The organism is Arthrobacter sp. NPDC055138 (assembly GCF_053607305.1).
This window is the reverse complement of the sequence record NZ_JBSGTH010000002.1, coordinates 193751-210088: the sequence shown is the minus strand read 5'-3', so window position 1 is coordinate 210088 and position 16338 is coordinate 193751. Positions and strand designations below refer to the sequence as shown.

Below are 16338 nucleotides of genomic sequence, written 5' to 3'. Positions count from 1 at the left end.
TAGACCGTGCCCGGCCAACGTGTTGGCCTAGCGCCAGCGGCCCAACAGCTCGCTGAGCAAGGTCAGGGCGGCCGGTCCTGCCGTTGAGGAACGCAGGACGTGGGGCCCCAGCCGCACCGCCACCGCTCCGGCATCCAGCATGGCGTCCATTTCCGCTTGGCTCATTCCGCCTTCGGGACCAACGATCATCAGCACCCGGGCGGCACTGCCATCGCCGCCGCGGGAAGCACCGCCCGTGTGGGAGGCGCCGCCGTCGGGCGAGGGACCGCCGTCGTTGTTTCCCCGCGCCTCCGCGCGGTTGGCGCCCAAGCCGGCGCGCTGCACGGCGTCTGCCACGCTGCCCTCAGCGTCTTCGTGCAGCAGCAGCGACAACCGGCTGGAGCGGATCAGGGCACAGAGCCCAGCGCGTTCCACCAGCGGTCCAACCTCCGGTACGCGCGCCCGCCGCGACTGCTTGGCGGCCGCCCGGACCGCCATCTGCCACTTTGCCGTGCCCTTGGCCGCCTTGTCGGCTTTCCATCGCACGATGCTACGTTCGGCCTGCCACGGGACCACGGCGTCGACGCCAAGCTCGGTGGCCGCCTCGATCGCCAGTTCGTCGCGGTTGCCCTTGGCCAGTGCCTGCACCAGCACCAGCTCCGGGTCCGGTTCCGGCTCCTGCAGAATCTGCAGCGCGCGGACCGTCAGTTCGCCGGACCCGCCGGACACGGTCTCGCCGATCAGCCGGCGGCCCCGGCCGTCGGCCAGGTCGACGAGTTCGCCGGGCTCAATCCGCTTGACCGTGACGGCATGCCGCGCCTCGTCCCCGGTCAGCGTGAAGCTATCGCCTGGGGCCACCGCGTCGAGCTCGCCCGGGGCAGTGAAGAACAGGTGGCTGGTCACGCCTAGAGGTTACCGAGCCGGTCGCGCAGCCGGGCGAAGACACCGGTGCCGGAGGACGCCAGCTTGCCCTCGGTGTATTCCTCGCCGCGGGCCTGCGCCAGCCGGCGAAGCAGGTCTTCCTGCTCCGAGTCCAGTTTGCTCGGTGTCTCAACATGCACATGCACCTGTAGGTCCCCGCGACCGTAGCCGCGCAGATGCGTCACGCCCAGGCCGCGCAGTGTGAGGGTCTCCCCCGCCTGCGTGCCGGGCTTGATGCTCAATTCGCGTTCGCCGTCGAAGGTGTCCAACGTGACGTCCGTGCCCAGCGCGGCAGCGGTCATCGGCACCGCCAGGCTGACGTGCAGGTCGTCTCCCTCGCGGATGAAGTTCTTGTCCGGGTTGACGCGGATCTCCACGTAGAGGTCGCCCTGCGGGCCGCCCGCCGGGCCTGCCTCGCCCTGTCCGGCCAGCTGGATGCGCGTTCCGGTTCCCACGCCAGCCGGGAGCTTGATGGTCAGCGAACGGCGGCTGCGGATGCGTCCCTCGCCGTTGCACTCGTTGCAGGGGTCGGGAATGATCGTGCCGAAGCCCTGGCAGCTGCCGCAGGCGGCAGTGGTCATGACCTGGCCCAAGATGGAACGTACGGCGCGCTGGACTTGGCCGGAGCCGCCGCAGATGTCGCAGGTGCGCGGGCTGGTGCCGGGGCGGCAGCAGCTGCCATCGCAGGTGGGGCAGACCACGGCGGTGTCCACCTCGATCTTCTTGTTCACCCCAAAGACCGCGTCCTTGAGGTCGATCCGCACGTTGATCAGGGCGTCCTGGCCGCGGCGGGTGCGCGACGCCGGACCGCCGCCAGCTCCGGCACCGCCGAAGAAGCTCTCGAAGATGTCCTGGAAGGCGAAGCCGGAACCGGAGAAACCGCCGCCGAACCCGGTGTCGTTGCCGTTTTCGTTGCCCGTGGTGTCGTAGACGCGCCGTTTCTGCGGGTCGGAGAGCACCTCATAGGCGTGGCTGACCTGTTTGAACTGCTCGGCTGCCTCCGGGCCCGGGTTGACATCCGGGTGCAGCTTGCGGGCCAGCTTGCGGTAGGCCTTCTTGATTTCCTCGGTCGAGGCGTCCTGGCTGACGCCGAGGGCGTCGTAGTGGTTGCTCACCTTGTAATACTTCACTTCCTGGAGATTGGTTCACCGGCGACGACGGCCGGTGCGGACCTTGCGCGGCAGTGGGGCTAGCCGGCGAGGATCCGTGACAAATAGCGTGCGACGGCGCGCACTGCCGCCATCGTGGTGGGATAGTCCATCCGGGTGGGGCCGAGAATGCCGACCTTGGCCGTGGCGCCGGGACCATAACCGGTGGCGACCACCGAGGTTTCCGCCAATGAGCCGTACGGATTCTCCCGGCCGATGCTCACCGACATGCCGTGGGCATCCTGGTGCATTTCGGAGAGCAACTGCAGCAGGACCACCTGTTCTTCGAGTGCCTCGAGGATGGGGCCGATGCTCAAGGGGAAGTCCACCGTGGAGCGGGCCAGGTTGGCCGTTCCGGCCATCAGGATCCTCTCCTCGCTGGAGGCCGCGGCCAGCTGGGCAAGCGACGCGGACAGTTCGTCGACGATCCCCGCATGTGCGGGCTCTGCCGGCACCGGCGAAGCCTTCAGCCGGTGCGGCACTCCGGCCAGCGGTTTCCCGGACAAAGCGGCGAGGAAGGCCGTGCGCAGAGTGGCCAGCGCGTCTTCCGCCACGTCCATCGGCAGCACGGCAACATGCTGGTCCACCTTGCCGTTGTCGGCGATCAGCACCACCAGCACGCGACGGGGAGCCAGCAAGACGAACTCGATGTGCCGCACCTTGGCAGCACCCAACTGCGGGTATTGGATCACCGCAACCTGGTTGGTGAGCTGGGACAGCAGCCGCACCGTCCGTTCCATCACGTCGTCCAGGTCGTCGGCGCCGTCCAGCAGTTTCTGGATGGCCCGGCGCTCGGGGGCAGAGAGCGGCTTGACGTCAGAGATCCGGTCCACAAACAGCCGGTAGCCCTTGTCCGTGGGAATCCGGCCGGCACTGGTGTGCGGGGCAACGATCAGCCCGTCTTCCTCCAGCGCCGCCATGTCGTTGCGGATCGTGGCCGACGACACGCCCAGGCTGTGCCGGTCGACCAGTGCTTTGGAGCCCACCGGCTCGCGTGAATGCACATAGTCCTCGACAATGGCGCGGAGCACTTCCAGCCTCCGGACCTCGCTCACTGCACTCCTCCTGTCTTCGGCTCAACCTGATGACGAGTTGTTAGCACTCAACACGTCCAAGTGCTAAGTCTAATACGTTGCCCCCGTTGTTAGCATTGTCTTCGCGGCGGTGCCGTAGACGTACTACCTGTGTAAGGACTTGAAGCATATGAGCAGCTACGGCTGGGGCCCCCAGGATCTCACCGCGCCCAAGGCCCGGACACTGCGCGAAGTCGCCGCCGATCCCGGACAGGTGCTGGAGGACGCACAGAGCGGTTGGGTGGGCGCCGTAGTCCGGGTGGAGAAATCCGGCGGCGTGCACTTGGTCTCGCTGGAGGACCGCCGGGGCAAGGTGCGCTCCTTCCCGCTGGGCTTTGGCTTCCTGTTTGAAGGCGAACCGGTGAACGTGGTGCAGCCCGCGTCTGTTTCCAAGGCTCCGGTCCGCCAGCGGACGGCCTCCGGCTCGGTGAAGGTGGAAGGCCAGCGCGCCAGGGTGGCGCGCGCCAGCCGGATCTGGGTAGAAGGCAAGCACGATGCCGAACTGGTGGAAAAGGTCTGGGGCGACGACCTGCGGGTGGAGGGCATCGTCGTCGAACCCCTGCACGGCGTGGACGACCTGGCCGCGGCCGTGGCCGAATTTTCCCCCGGTCCCCAGCGCAGGTTGGGCATCCTGGTGGACCACTTGGTGCCGAATTCCAAGGAGTGGCGGATCGCCGAGGCCGCCATGGCCGTCCCGGCGGCCGCCGGCAACGTGCTGATTGTGGGCCACCCCTACGTTGACGTCTGGCAGGCCATCAAGCCGTCGGTGATCGGGCGGGCGAAGTGGCCGGTGGTCCCGCGCGGCACCGACTGGAAGACCGGCATCCTCGCCGGCCTGGGCTGGCCGCACCGGACCCAGATCGACGTGGCGGACGGCTGGAAGCGGCTGCTGGGCAGCGTGAACAGCTATGCGGACCTGGAGCCCAGCCTGCTGGGCCGGGTGGAGGAAGTCATCGATTTCCTCACCGTCTGAGCCAGTTTCAGCGCCCGCTGCGGCCCCGGTCTGCACCGGGCCGCAGGGTGGAACCGCTAGGCTAGGAACAGCAGTGAGCCATCAGCAGATTTTCCGAAGGTAGGTCCAGTGTCCGAGAACTCTGCTCGCAACCAGCAGCCGGAACGCAAGTCCGCGCCGCGCCCGCAGTACCAGAGCGCGTCGGCTTCCGCCTTGCCGTTGACCCCTTCCGAGGACCGGCAGTGGGCAACCATGGCGCATTTCGGCGGGATCCTGGGCTGCTTCCCCTCGTTGGTGATCTACCTGATTTTCAAGGACCGGGGACCGTTCACCGCCCAGGAGTCCAAAGAGGCGCTGAACTTCACGGTCCCGCCGACCGTGGTGGCCATTGTGGCCAACCTGCTGATCGTCATCCCGGCGGTCAGCGGCATCTTTGCCGTCGTCGCTGCGGCCATTTGGGTTTTCCTCACGGTCTATTCCGTGATCGCCGGCATCAAATGCAACCGGGGCCTCCCGTATCGCTACGCCTACAACCTGCGTCTGTTCCGCTAAGCCTGAGGCCGCGCGGGCTGCCGGTCCAGCTCCCGGTCATCCCGTCTTCATTCCTCCTTCGATACGGCAGGCATGCCTGGCGTCTGGGCAGCCCTGCCCTGCCACGGCCACTTACCAGTGATTTCCAGCTCCAGCGACCAACTGAGGAACGTTCGGATCAGCACGATCGCGGCCAGCACCGCCACGCTTTCGAGCGTCGGGCTGATGGCGACGGTGCGGATGATGTCGGCGGCTACCAACAGTTCCAAGCCGAGCAGGATCGACCGCCCCAGAAACCGACGGAATTGCTCATAGACTCCGGCCTGTTTCCGCGCCAGCCGCGGAATGGCGATCAGCGCAGCCATTATGGCGCCGGCCACGATGGCGGCCACCCCCGCGGCGTCCATGAGGCGGCCGACTGCCTCTATGACTTCCCCGAACTCCATGGCATCCCCTGACCTTCACGGTCCGTCACGGCACCGGCCCTATTCCAGCGGCAGTTCGTCGGAAATCCCGCGCAAGGTCACGGGGGCTGCCGGTGGTTCCTTACGCAGCGCACCGCCTCGGCAGCTTTGCTTCACCGCTGGGGCTCATTGTCCGCCCAGGGCACGAGGGGCGCAATGGACAAAGCCCGGCCGCCCGGGTCAGGATGTACCGCTGGACCGCGCCCGCCCGACCGCGTCTGCCTGCAGGCGCTGGCGGGCGGTGTTCAGCCCGGCGGCCACCGGCACGTGGCCGATGGCCGCCGCCAGCCCGAAGACCGGCATGTCGCTATACACACTTTCCCTGCCACCCGGCACCGTCTCATAGGTCTCGTGCCACACTCCGACGTCGCCGCTGCCGGCGGATTCGCGCATGAACCGGCGCCAGGGCTCAAGGTGCGGCGACGACCGGTCGGCCGCGAACCGCTGTAGATGTTCCGGGCTCTTCCAATAGCTGACCATGATGGTGGTGCGTCCGAACCACTGCTGGTACCCCAGCAACCCGGCCTCGGGCGTCTGGGCCAGGTGCGCCAGCATTCTGGGCATGGCCACCCCTACCCGCGCCACCTTCGCGAACTTCCACCATCGGTTGGCGCGCATGCCGATCAGGAAAACCGTCACCGGCCCGCTGCCGGGATCGGCGGTGAAGCGTCCTGCGTGCACTCGTTGCGACATCAGTTTCTCCATTCGTAACGCCGTTATAAAACAGTGTTACGTAACAGTGTTATGCAATACTGATGGCATGGCAAGACCCCTCCTCCACGATGAGACCCTGCGCCGCACGCTGCTCGACACCGCGGCCGCCAAAATCGCCCGCGACGGCGCCGCAGCCGTGTCGCTGCGAAGCATCGCCGCCGCGGCAGGAACGTCGACAACGGCGGTGTATTCGCTCTTCGGGGGCAAGGCGGCACTGCTGACCGCAGTGCTCGACGACGGTTTCGCCTCCTTTGCTGCCTCCCAGCAGCAGGCTGCGTCCGCCGGCCTCGAAGCGCTGGGCCGGGCTTACCGAACGTGGGCGCTGGAGCATCCGGTCCTCTACGGCCTCATGTTCGGCGGGTCGCTGGCCGGCCAGGTACCGTGCCAGCCGACACCGGGAGCGGCCGAGCCGTCGATCGCGCCGCTGTTTGCCGCAGTTGCCGCCGCGCTGCCCGCGGCATCGGATGACGAGATCGCCTCGATGGTCGGCGTCGTCTGGGGCCAAGTCCATGGGCTGGTGTCACTGGAACTGGCCGGCGCACCGGCGGCAGGCTGGAGCTGGGCTGCGGCCTATGATGCGGCCCTCGTCCGGATCGGCCGCTCGCTGGGGCGCTAGGAAAACTTAGTCTTCGAGCAGCCGCCGGACCACGGCGTCGGCCAGCAGCCGGCCTTTGAGCGTCAGCCGAATGGTTCCGGCGAAGGCCGCGGCCGGGTCGACGAGGGAATCGGCGATCAGTCCTGCCACGGCTTTCCTGCCGTTCGGCCCCAGATCCTGGGTGCGCAGCCCGTCGATAATGCGGGTCTGCAGCATCACGTGCTCCAACTGCCGGGTACCGGCGTCGAGCGTTTCACGCCCGGCCGCCGGCGAGACTCCGGTGGCCAGACGCTGGGCATAGGCCGCCGGATGCTTCACATTCCACCAGCGCACGCCACCCATGTGCGAGTGGGCGCCGGGGCCGGCGCCCCACCAGTCATCGCCGCGCCAGTAGGCCAGGTTGTGCCGGCAGCGGTCGTCCGGTGTGCGGGCCCAATTGCTGACCTCGTACCAGCCGAACCCCGCTGCTGCCAACCGCGCGTCGGCGATCTCATACTTGGCGGCATGGTCGTCGTCGTCGATGCCGGGCACCTCGCCGCGGCGGATCTGCGCTGCGAGTTTGGTCCCGTCCTCGACGATCAGCGCGTAGGCGGAGATATGGTCCGGTGTGCAGGCGATCGCGGAGTCCAGGCTGGCCTCCCAATCCGCAATGGACTCCCCCGGTGTGCCGTAGATCAGGTCCAAGCTGACCTTGAGCCCGGCTTCTCGCGCCCACTGCACTGCCTGCGGCACCCGTTCCGGATCATGCGTGCGGTCCAGCACCTTCAGCACGTGCGGCACGGCCGACTGCATGCCGAAGGAGACCCGGGTGAAACCTGCGTCGGCGAGGATCTTCAGCGATTCCGGCGTGACGGAGTCCGGGTTGGCTTCCGTGGTGACCTCGGCGCCCGGCTCCAGCCCCCACAAGCTTTCGGCCTGGTTCAGCATGGCGGCCAGGTCAGTCGCCGGCAGCAGGGTTGGCGTACCGCCGCCGAAGAAGACAGTGGCCAGCGGCCGGTCGGGCAAGTCGGAATCGCGCAGCACGCGCGCCGCCAGATCCAGTTCGGTGTTCAGGGTGCCCGAGTACTCATCCTGCGACGCCCCGGAACCGAGTTCCTTGGCCGTGTAGGTGTTGAAATCGCAGTAGCCGCAGCGCACCCGGCAGAACGGAATGTGCACATAGAGGCAGAAGGCCCGGCTTGCAGCCCCGTCTGCCGCCTGTGCGGGCAGCAGACCGTCGGCCGGTGCCGGGTCCCCTACGGGCAGGACGCTAGGCACTGAGGCGAGCCTCCGCCGTCGTTGTTTTCAGCACTGTAAGAACTACTTCTTTGCCTTGTCCTTGGAATCATCCGACGACAGCGCGGCGATGAAGGCCTCCTGCGGGACCTCCACGCGGCCGACCATCTTCATCCGCTTTTTGCCTTCCTTCTGCTTCTCCAGCAGTTTGCGCTTACGGGAGATATCGCCGCCGTAGCACTTGGCAAGCACATCCTTGCGGATGGCGCGGATGTTTTCACGGGCGATGATGCGGGAGCCGATGGCTGCCTGGATGGGCACCTCGAACTGCTGCCGCGGGATGAGCTCGCGCAGCTTGGACGTCATCATCACGCCGTAGCTGTAGGCCTTGTCCCGGTGTGTGATGGCGCTGAAGGCGTCCACCTGTTCGCCCTGCAGCAGGATGTCCACCTTGACCAGGTCGGCCACCTGCTCGCCGTCGGCTTTCCAGTCCAGCGAGGCGTAGCCCCGGGTACGCGACTTCAGGTTGTCGAAGAAGTCGAAGACGATCTCGGCCAGCGGCAGCCGGTAGCGCAGCTCCACGCGGTCCTCGGAGAGGTAGTCCATGCCCTTCATATCGCCGCGGCGGGCCTGGCAGAGCTCCATGATGGTGCCGACGAACTCGTTGGGCGCCAGGATGGTGGCGGAGACCATCGGCTCGCGGACCTCGGAAACCTTCCCGTCCGGATATTCGCTCGGGTTGGTGACCGTCAGGGTCTTCTTGTCCTCCAGCGTGACCTCGTAGACCACGTTGGGGGCGGTGGAGATCAGGTCCAGGTTGAACTCGGCTTCGAGCCGCTCACGGGTGATTTCCAGATGCAGCAGGCCCAGGAAGCCGACCCGGAATCCGAACCCGAGGGCCGCGGAGGTCTCCGGTTCGTAGATCAGTGCCGCGTCGTTGAGCTTGAGCTTGTCCAGCGCGTCGCGCAGTACCGGATAGTCCGTGCCGTCAATCGGGTAGAGACCGGAGAAGACCATGGGCTTGGGGTCTGCGTAGCCGCCGAGGGATTCCGCCGCCGGCTTGAGCAGATTGGTAACCGTGTCGCCCACCTTGGACTGGCGGACGTCTTTCACGCCGGTGATCAGGTAGCCGACCTCGCCGACGCCCAGACCGTTGGACGGCGTTGGCTCGGGCGAGCTGACGCCAATTTCGAGTAGTTCGTGGCTGGCCCTGGTGGACATCATCTGGATGCGTTCACGCGGCGAGAGCTTGCCGTCGACCACGCGGACATAGGTGACCACGCCGCGGTAGGTGTCGTACACCGAGTCGAAGATCATGGCGCGGGCAGGTGCCTCGGGGTCGCCCACCGGCGCGGGCAGATCGCGCACGATCTTGTCCAGCAGCGCTTCGACGCCGACGCCGGTCTTGCCCGAGACCTTGAGCACGTCCTCGGGATCGCCGCCGATCAGGTTGGCCAACTCGGCCGCATACTTCTCCGGCTGTGCCGCCGGCAGGTCGATCTTGTTCAGCACCGGGATGATGGTCAGGTCGTTTTCCATCGCCAGGTAGAGGTTCGCCAACGTCTGGGCCTCAATACCCTGCGCGGCATCCACCAGCAGCACTGCGCCTTCACAGGCGGCCAGCGACCGCGACACCTCATAGGTGAAGTCAACGTGGCCCGGCGTGTCGATCATGTTCAGGGCGTAGCTGGTGCCCTCCAGTTCCCACGGCATGCGCACGGCCTGGGACTTGATGGTGATGCCGCGTTCGCGTTCGATGTCCATCCTGTCCAGATACTGGGCCTTCATATCGCGCGGCTGGACTACGCCGGTGAGCTGGAGCATCCGGTCGGCAAGAGTGGATTTACCGTGGTCGATGTGGGCGATGATGCAGAAGTTCCTGATGATCGCCGGATCGGTGGCGGCGGGCACCGGTGCGGTGCGGGCCATCGGTGACACAGATGGTTCCTTACTCTCGGACAAGCGGACGGGCAATGCGGCCGGTACCACCAGCACGCAGATTTTGCTCAACTCTAATTGTCCCATGCCCGTCAGGTATCTGCGCACCTTTACGGCGCTAAGGGCAGGCAGTGAGGTCCGGCAAGCGCTTCAGTAGCCTAGAGTCATGGCATTTTCCCCACGGGGTCTCAACCGGCTCCTTAACAACGCGGTCCGCGCCTTCCGGGCCCTGTCCGGTTCCGGCAGCTCGGCATCCGGTTCCGGCAGCTCGGCGCGGCCGCGCGGCACCACGGCTTCCAAGCGGCCGAAGGGAACACTGCCGGGCAACCGGCCGCAGCCCCGAGGAGGCGGCTTCAGCGGCGGCGGGGCGGGCACAGCCACGGGCTTGCGGTATGCCGGCGACTATCTAGGCGCCGGGACCATCAGCTACTCTCCTGAAGCCGACGGCTCCCCCGATCCGGGTGAAATCGTCTGGACGTGGGTGCCGTACCAGGAAGACTATTCGCAGGGTAAGGACCGCCCGGTTTTGGTGATCGGCAACCACCGCGGCCGCCTGCTGGCACTGATGATGACCTCCCGGGACCGGAACAACGCCCGCAGTCGTGACGAGGACTACGTGGACATTGGCTCCGGCCCTTGGGACGTCCACGGACGTCCGAGCGAGATCAAGCTGGACCGCGTGCTCCAACTTGAACCTGCTGCTGTGCGGCGCGAAGGGGCAGTTCTGCCGCGGGCGACCTTCGAGAAGGTCGCCCAGAGCATGCGCCGCCGCGGCTGGAAGTGACGGCGGCCCGCGTGTCGCCGAAGCGCTAATCGCCCGTCCGGAGCGCAGGTCTGCTAACATTTATAGCTGTGTGTCCGCGCAGGTCGACGGGCACCTCGGGCCGGTTGCCATTACGGTGCCCCACGCCGCTCAGTCAATGACCGGACCGAATGCCCTCAAAGACCAAAGTTCCTCAACAACAGAGAGTTATTTCGTGGCCAATATCAAGTCCCAGAAGAAGCGCATTCTCACCAACGAGAAGGCACGCCAGCGCAACAACTCGGTCAAGTCCGAGCTCAAGACCGCCATCCGCGCCGTGACCGGTGCCGTTCAGTCCGCCGATCAGGACGCCGCCGCCACCGCTCTGGTGACCGCGAGCCGCAAGCTGGACAAGGCCGTCAGCAAGGGTGTGCTGCACAAGAACAACGCCGCCAACCACAAGTCGGCACTGGCCAAGCAGGTCAACGCGCTCTAAAGCGCATCCGGCCGACAGGCCGAACCAATCGAAGGCCGGAGGCCGTCCCCCGCTCAGGGTGGCGGCCTCCGGCCTTTTCCTGTTCTTCATCCCCATCGGGTGATCTTTCCCCCGTTGGCCGCCTCTATTCTGGCCACATGAAACGGACCGCAACCGTCACCGCATTGGCAACAGGTGCAATCTTGCTGGCAGGCTGCTCAAATCCGTCGGGAGGCGGTGGCTCGGCAAGCCCGACGGAGACTGCATCTCCGGCGGCATCCCCGACAGCGACGACGCCCAGCGCGTTGAGCGGGTTCCTGTGTTCTCCGGACGAGAACGGGGTCTGGCGGGGCAAGGCCCGCCTGACGAACGTCGGTACCGCCACCAACACGTACACAGTCCGCATCTCAGTGATCCAAACCGGGAGCCAAGACGTCCTCGGCATGAAGGAGGAGACCTTCACCGTCGCGCCCGGCGATTCCACCGACGTAGCAATCGCCAGTATCCACACGAGCAATGCCAAGGGTCTCGAATGCGTAGCGCGTGTCATTGCGGAGCCGGCCGCACCGGCAGAGTCCCCGGACATGACCCCGGAAGAGTCGCCGAATGGAAGCTGACCCCACAGCCGCCAACGAGGTTTGACCGAAGGTTCCCCGCCGTGGGTGATGCCAGCGTGATGCCGCCTCGAGGTGGGAAGCGTGAGGATTTCGTGCTGTCCGAGCGGAACCGGGCGGGTACGCGAGCCGTCGGCCGCGGGCCGTGGGCCGCGGGCCGTGGGCCGCCCTAGCGCCGGGCGCTGGTGGCGATCATCGTGACCGCCCGCTCCACCGCGTATTCCGGATCGCGGCCTTCGCCCTTGACCTGCGCGTCGGTCTCGGCCAGCACCTGGATGCAGCGGGCCAGTGCCTCCGATTCCCACAGCCGCGCGTCCCTGCGGGCCTGGTCGAATTGCCAGGGGGCCATACCCAGGTCGCGCGCGTTGGCGGAGGCACTCTTGACCTTGGCAATCTGGCGCAGCTTCATGGCCAAGACGGCAACTATCGGCACCGGATCGACTCCTGTGGCCAGCGCATGCCGGAGCGACGTCAGCGCCGCCGCACCGCGGCCGGAAATGGCCGCGTCAGCGACCTTGAAACCGGTGGCCTCCACCCGGCCGCCGTAGTACTTTTCCACGGTCTCTTCGGTGACGGCGCTGTCGGCGTCGGAAATCAGTTGGGAGCAGGCTGCGGCCAGATCCGGCAGCGACGAGCCGACCGCGGACACCAGCGCCTGCGCCGCGGCGGGTTCGATGGCCCGCCGCGCTGCCTTGAACTCCTGCCTGACGAAGTCCAGCTTGTCAGCGTCTTTTTTCATCGCCTGGCAGTCAACCACCGGAGCACCCGAGGCCTTGACCGCATCCAGGAGTTTCTTGCCGCGGGTTCCACCCCCGTGGTGCAGGACCAGCCAGACCTCGTCGGCCGGTGACGCCAGATAGGCCAGCGCGTCCGCGAGGAACTCGTCGTTCATCTGGGCCAGCGAGAAGGCTTCGATGAGTTTTGCTTCGCCGAAAAGGCTGGGGCTGGCGAGCATGGTGAGTTCGCCGGTGGTGTAGGAGGAGGCATCCAGCTGGGTCAACTCGAGGTCCGGCTGCTTGCCGCGCAGCAGGTTGCGGACACGTTCTTTGGCCCGGTGGGCCAGGTACTCTTCCGGACCGCTGACGAGTACGACGGGGGCAGGCTCGACGTCGCGCCAAGAGACGGTCGCGGCGCTCTTCTTGGCGGCCGAAGCGCGGGATCCGGGGGGCGGGTTCACGTCAGGTTCCTCCTTGTTCAGGTCAAGAGTTTCACGTTCCGCGGTTTTTACCCAAAGCCGTCGGCAGCCTACCGGCCGGTGAGCACGGAGAGCTTCCCGCCGTCGGCATCCAGCAGGACCGTCCCGAGCTGGTCGGTCCGCAACACCTGGACGCCTGCGGTCCGCAGCGCGGACAGGATTTCCGCCGCCGGATGGCCGTAGTCGTTCTCGGCACCCACGGAAATCAGGGCTGCGGCAGGCCGTAGGCCGGTAATGAGTGCCGTCCCACCGTTGCGGGCACCGTGATGGCTGATTTTTAGGACGTCCACGGTGAAATCCGGGCCCAGGCGCCGCGTCAGCTTGGGCAGTTGCTCCTGCTCAAGATCACCGGTCAGGAGCATCCGCACCTCTCCCCCGGTGTCCACTCGCAGCTTGATTTCGACGACGAGGCTGGAATCGTTCTCGGAGAGGCCGGCGCTTTCATGTACCGGCCAATGCACGGTCCACTCGGCCGCTCCGGACGAACCGGTTTGACCGGATGCAGCGCGTTCGGCTTTCAGCCCATGGGCCTGGAGCGAGGCTCGAACGACCTCCGGCAATGCCTCCTTGGCACTCGAGTACAGGACGCGCTCCGTTTGGCGCCCTGCCAAGACGCCGTCGATCCCGCCATAGTGGTCCAGATGCATGTGCGTGAGCACCAGGACGTCGATCTGCTCCACGCCCAGTCCGTCCAGGCAACGGCCCATCAAGTCCGTTTCCGGCCCGGCGTCCACAACGATGGCGCTTCGCTCGCCGGTACGGACCACCAAGCCGTCGCCCTGGCCCACATCGCAGGCGGCAACGTCCCACGACCGCGGCGGTCCGCCCGGGCCCAGAATGCTGGCCAGCAGGCCGGCAGCCGCCCCCGCCAGCAGCGCCGGTACGGCTGTCCAACAGGCCAGCCGAAAAATCCGCCCGCGTGCGGCGAAACCGCAGCGTCCGAGGCCAGTCCCGGCCTCGGGCGGCCCATCCTCCGGGCGCCGATCCGTTCCGGACCTGCCGCCCGCCACCCGGCGGACACCCCAGAGGAGCGCCAGACCTGCAGCAGCGGCACCGGCAGCCCCGACCGGGCCGCCCGCCCACGGCACGGCCGCCAGCGGTAGCTCCGAAAACCACCGCGCCACGCCGGCCACCCACAGGGTCATCGACCCGGCCGTGTGCAGCACCAACCCACCGACGGCCGGTAGCAGGGGCAGCAGGGCGGTCCCGACCATTCCGGCAATCGTGATGAAGGGAACCACCGGCCCGGCCGCCACATTCGCGGGTATCGAGTACAGCGCCAGTTCCGGCTGCAACTGCACGATCACCGGGGCACAAAATACCTGCGCCGCCATCGGCATTGCCACGGCGTGGGCCAACGGCACCGGCAGGAACGGCTGCAGCCAACGCGAACAGGCGGAGCCCAGCAGCACCAGCGACAATGTTGCCAGCACCGAGAGCACGAAACTGTAGTTGGCGGCCAGCCACGGATCCATCACCAGCAACACCAACACTGCCAAGGCCAGGAAGGAGAGCGACGCCCGACGCCGCCCGCTCAGCACGGCGGCCACTCCGATGGAGCCCATCACCGCGGCACGCAGGACGCTGGGCTCCGGCCGAACAAGCAGCACGAATCCCGCGAGGCTTGCCACCCCGACAACCGCTTTGAGCCATCGAGGCAGCCGCACGGCAGAAGCGAGCAGGTAAACGAACCCCAGAACGTAGGACACGTTCGCGCCGCTCACCGTCAACAGGTGCGTCAGCCCGGTCCGCCGCATCGCGTCTTCCAAGTCGTCGCCCTGGTGTTCCTTATCGCCAAGCACCATGCCGGGCAGCAGCCCACGGGCGTCCGGCGGCAGCGGCTCCAGCGCCTTAACGAACTGCGCGCGAAGCCCGGAGACCCACACGTCCAACGGTGGTGCGGAACGATCCGCGGGAGCCGTCGACGCGATCAGCAGCGCTTCCACGGCCTGACCGGAGTCAGCTCGGGCCAGTTTCCCGGAGGCACGGAGCCGCTCCCCGTAGCGGACGCCTGACCAGTCCGGACCGCCCAGCACCAGCACGGGAGTATCGGCTTCGAAGCGCGTGCCTGCGGCCGTGGCTTCGACAATGGTCGCCTTCACGTTGAAGCGCGGACCGCTGCCGAATTGCCCCGGCACCTTCACCCGGGACGCGTCTCCTGAGGCCACCAGGCGGGCGGTGATGGTCTCTTCGGCGACGATGGCCTCTTCGATCGGTCCGGCGAGTCGTTGCGACTGCTGCACGCCAACCATCAGCGCCAGCAGTCCGGTGCAACTGCACAGCACCAGCACGACGGCGGTGGCTCCCGTCCCGCCGCTGCCTCGCCTAAGCCGGCGCGTGCGCCGGAGGCCTGATCCGAGTTCGACGTCATGTAGACGGTGCGGATGGTGGAGTGCACGGGCATCGCGGCGCCGAGACAATGGATCATCTGCAGGCGACGGACGGATCTTCGGCAGCATTCTCCTGAGGCTCAGGCATCTGGCACACACGAGGCTCATCGGAAGCAGCAGGCGGGCCGACGCGGCGCAGGCTCCGCCCAACAGCAGGGCCGCCGTCGTCAGTGCCACGCCAATTGGAGCCTGCGGCAACACCAACGCCGCTGCCCAACAGCTCGCCGCGGCCAGTCCGAGCCGGAGGTCCAGTCGCCGCGTCTCTCCCTGCGAAGCCACCGCCGGCTCCGGCTTGATGTGCTTGAGCAGCAGCTGCCGCCATGCCCCGCGCTGACCTCCCGCCGGCAGGCTGCCGCCCCCTCTGTACATGGCCGCGCCGCGCTCCCGGCTGCCAAGGACATCGCCGGCCTCCGCTCCACCTGGGACACCGCCGTCCTCCGGCCCGGCAGCGACCGGCCGGCGGGCAGCATCAGCGTACCGCTGCCATCGCGCGCCGCTCACACCGTCACCAGCTCCACCAGTGCCTCAAGCATGACCGGCCCGATGCCCGGCACCGCGTCCAGGTCGGACGCTTGCCCGTAGGGACCGTGCTGCTCCCGGAACTCGACGATCCGGCCGGCCAGCACCGGTCCCACACGCGGCAACTCCGCCAGTTCCTCGGCGGTGGCCGTGTTGATGTTGATCTTGCCGGCGACGTCTGCGGCGCCGCCGCCCGCCCCCGGTCCGCCTGCGCCGCCGCCGGAGCCACCGCCCGAGCTTCCGGTACCCGGCACCGGCGATGGCCCGGCCTCGTCGGGCGTCGGCACATACACCTGCTGCCCATCGGTCAAAGGTGCGGCAAGGTTCAGTGCCTCGAGCTGCGCCTCCTTCCTGGCACCTCCTGCCGCTTCGATCGCCTCGAACACCCTGGAGCCCTCGACCAGCCGGACAATTCCTGGCGAGGCGACTGCTCCCGCCACGTGGACGATGATGCGTGCCCCGCCGTTGCCACCGCTAGCCGCACCGCCGTCGGCACCGGGGGCTGCCCCGTCATCACCGGCTGTCCCGCCAACACTAGTGCCGCTGCCGGCGCCGCCCACAGACTCCCCTGATCCATCACCGTCGGCACCTGCGGGTTCATCACCGCCGGCTTCGCCGGTGGCTGGCCCAGGGCCCGACTTCAACGGGATGCTGTCCAAAACCGGAGCGGCCGATCGGTTCAGGTCTGCGGTCGCCACCGAGACGATCCCGTAGCCCAGGCACAATCCGGCCACCACGAAGGCAGCGCCGAGGGCGATGCGGAAGCGCGGTGTGCGCCCCAGCCGCGACGCACTGCCGTCGCGGGCAGCTGCAGGAAGCCAGCGGTGTCGGCCCATGCGGCAACACTAGGTCCGCGGCATGGACACCCTCATC

Annotated in this window: 16 protein-coding genes; 6 read left to right on the top strand and 10 right to left on the bottom strand. The window is 67.4% G+C overall.

What is annotated here, in order from left to right; translation table 11 throughout:
• Window positions 1-27 precede the first annotated feature (27 nt).
• From ACWF5H_RS06120 to hrcA, 3 genes are all read right to left on the bottom strand, one after another.
• Window positions 28-882 carry a 16S rRNA (uracil(1498)-N(3))-methyltransferase gene (locus ACWF5H_RS06120; RefSeq protein WP_364647470.1) on the bottom strand — a complete coding sequence of 285 codons (855 nt, stop codon included), beginning with the start codon at window positions 880-882 and terminating at the stop codon, window positions 28-30.
• 2 nt (window positions 883-884) lie between these two features.
• Window positions 885-2015, bottom strand: coding sequence for a molecular chaperone DnaJ (gene dnaJ / locus ACWF5H_RS06115; RefSeq protein ID WP_127512764.1), 1131 nt, complete (start codon window positions 2013-2015; stop codon window positions 885-887).
• Between the two features lie 74 nt (window positions 2016-2089).
• Window positions 2090-3103, bottom strand: a complete 1014-nt coding sequence (hrcA, locus tag ACWF5H_RS06110) for a heat-inducible transcriptional repressor HrcA (RefSeq protein WP_364647464.1) — start codon at window positions 3101-3103, stop codon at window positions 2090-2092.
• A 148-nt stretch (window positions 3104-3251) separates the two neighbouring features.
• Here hrcA and ACWF5H_RS06105 point away from each other — a divergent pair, with 148 nt between their 5' ends.
• Window positions 3252-4094 (top strand): DUF3097 domain-containing protein, encoded by an 843-nt coding sequence (locus tag ACWF5H_RS06105; protein ID WP_452035593.1) that lies wholly within the window; start codon window positions 3252-3254, stop codon window positions 4092-4094.
• 108 nt (window positions 4095-4202) lie between these two features.
• The gene (locus ACWF5H_RS06100; RefSeq protein WP_452035592.1) at window positions 4203-4625 is read left to right on the top strand and encodes a DUF4870 domain-containing protein; all 423 of its coding nucleotides are present in this window, start codon (window positions 4203-4205) and stop codon (window positions 4623-4625) included.
• Between the two features lie 47 nt (window positions 4626-4672).
• On the opposite strand, the gene ACWF5H_RS06095 is transcribed toward ACWF5H_RS06100, so the two are convergent.
• Window positions 4673-5050, bottom strand: a complete 378-nt coding sequence (locus ACWF5H_RS06095) for a DUF1622 domain-containing protein (protein WP_452035590.1) — start codon at window positions 5048-5050, stop codon at window positions 4673-4675.
• 198 nt (window positions 5051-5248) lie between these two features.
• On the bottom strand, window positions 5249-5761 hold the full coding sequence (locus ACWF5H_RS06090; protein ID WP_452035588.1) for a DUF4188 domain-containing protein: 513 nt from the start codon (window positions 5759-5761) through the stop codon (window positions 5249-5251).
• A gap of 67 nt (window positions 5762-5828) precedes the next feature.
• On the opposite strand from ACWF5H_RS06090, the gene ACWF5H_RS06085 reads away from it, so the two are divergent.
• Window positions 5829-6398: a TetR/AcrR family transcriptional regulator gene (locus ACWF5H_RS06085; RefSeq protein ID WP_364647450.1), complete on the top strand. Its 570-nt coding sequence runs from the start codon at window positions 5829-5831 to the stop codon at window positions 6396-6398.
• Window positions 6399-6404: 6 nt separating this feature from the next.
• Here the strand turns inward: ACWF5H_RS06085 and hemW are convergent, their stop codons facing one another.
• Both hemW and lepA read right to left on the bottom strand, forming a co-directional pair.
• Window positions 6405-7634 carry a radical SAM family heme chaperone HemW gene (gene hemW / locus ACWF5H_RS06080; protein WP_452035586.1) on the bottom strand — a complete coding sequence of 410 codons (1230 nt, stop codon included), beginning with the start codon at window positions 7632-7634 and terminating at the stop codon, window positions 6405-6407.
• A gap of 42 nt (window positions 7635-7676) precedes the next feature.
• Entirely contained in the window at window positions 7677-9530 is a 1854-nt protein-coding gene (gene lepA / locus ACWF5H_RS06075; RefSeq protein WP_364647444.1) for a translation elongation factor 4, read from the bottom strand.
• A gap of 166 nt (window positions 9531-9696) precedes the next feature.
• On the opposite strand from lepA, the gene ACWF5H_RS06070 reads away from it, so the two are divergent.
• The 3 genes from ACWF5H_RS06070 to ACWF5H_RS06060 all read left to right on the top strand — a co-directional run bounded on the left by ACWF5H_RS06070 (window position 9697) and on the right by ACWF5H_RS06060 (window position 11364).
• Window positions 9697-10314 carry a type II toxin-antitoxin system PemK/MazF family toxin gene (locus tag ACWF5H_RS06070; RefSeq protein ID WP_452035584.1) on the top strand — a complete coding sequence of 206 codons (618 nt, stop codon included), beginning with the start codon at window positions 9697-9699 and terminating at the stop codon, window positions 10312-10314.
• A gap of 193 nt (window positions 10315-10507) precedes the next feature.
• Window positions 10508-10768, top strand: a complete 261-nt coding sequence (rpsT, locus tag ACWF5H_RS06065) for a 30S ribosomal protein S20 (protein ID WP_364647434.1) — start codon at window positions 10508-10510, stop codon at window positions 10766-10768.
• Between the two features lie 422 nt (window positions 10769-11190).
• Window positions 11191-11364: a hypothetical protein gene (locus ACWF5H_RS06060; protein ID WP_452035582.1), complete on the top strand. Its 174-nt coding sequence runs from the start codon at window positions 11191-11193 to the stop codon at window positions 11362-11364.
• Between the two features lie 166 nt (window positions 11365-11530).
• Here the strand turns inward: ACWF5H_RS06060 and holA are convergent, their stop codons facing one another.
• The 3 genes from holA to ACWF5H_RS06045 form a co-directional block, all read right to left on the bottom strand.
• Window positions 11531-12538, bottom strand: a complete 1008-nt coding sequence (gene holA / locus ACWF5H_RS06055) for a DNA polymerase III subunit delta (protein WP_364647427.1) — start codon at window positions 12536-12538, stop codon at window positions 11531-11533.
• 68 nt (window positions 12539-12606) lie between these two features.
• Window positions 12607-15447 carry a ComEC/Rec2 family competence protein gene (locus tag ACWF5H_RS06050; RefSeq protein WP_452035581.1) on the bottom strand — a complete coding sequence of 947 codons (2841 nt, stop codon included), beginning with the start codon at window positions 15445-15447 and terminating at the stop codon, window positions 12607-12609.
• A complete protein-coding gene (locus tag ACWF5H_RS06045) occupies window positions 15444-16301 on the bottom strand; it encodes a helix-hairpin-helix domain-containing protein (RefSeq protein WP_452035579.1) in 858 nt (285 codons plus the stop codon). The genes ACWF5H_RS06050 and ACWF5H_RS06045 overlap by 4 nt, the downstream gene beginning before the upstream one ends.
• Window positions 16302-16338: the final 37 nt, after the last annotated feature.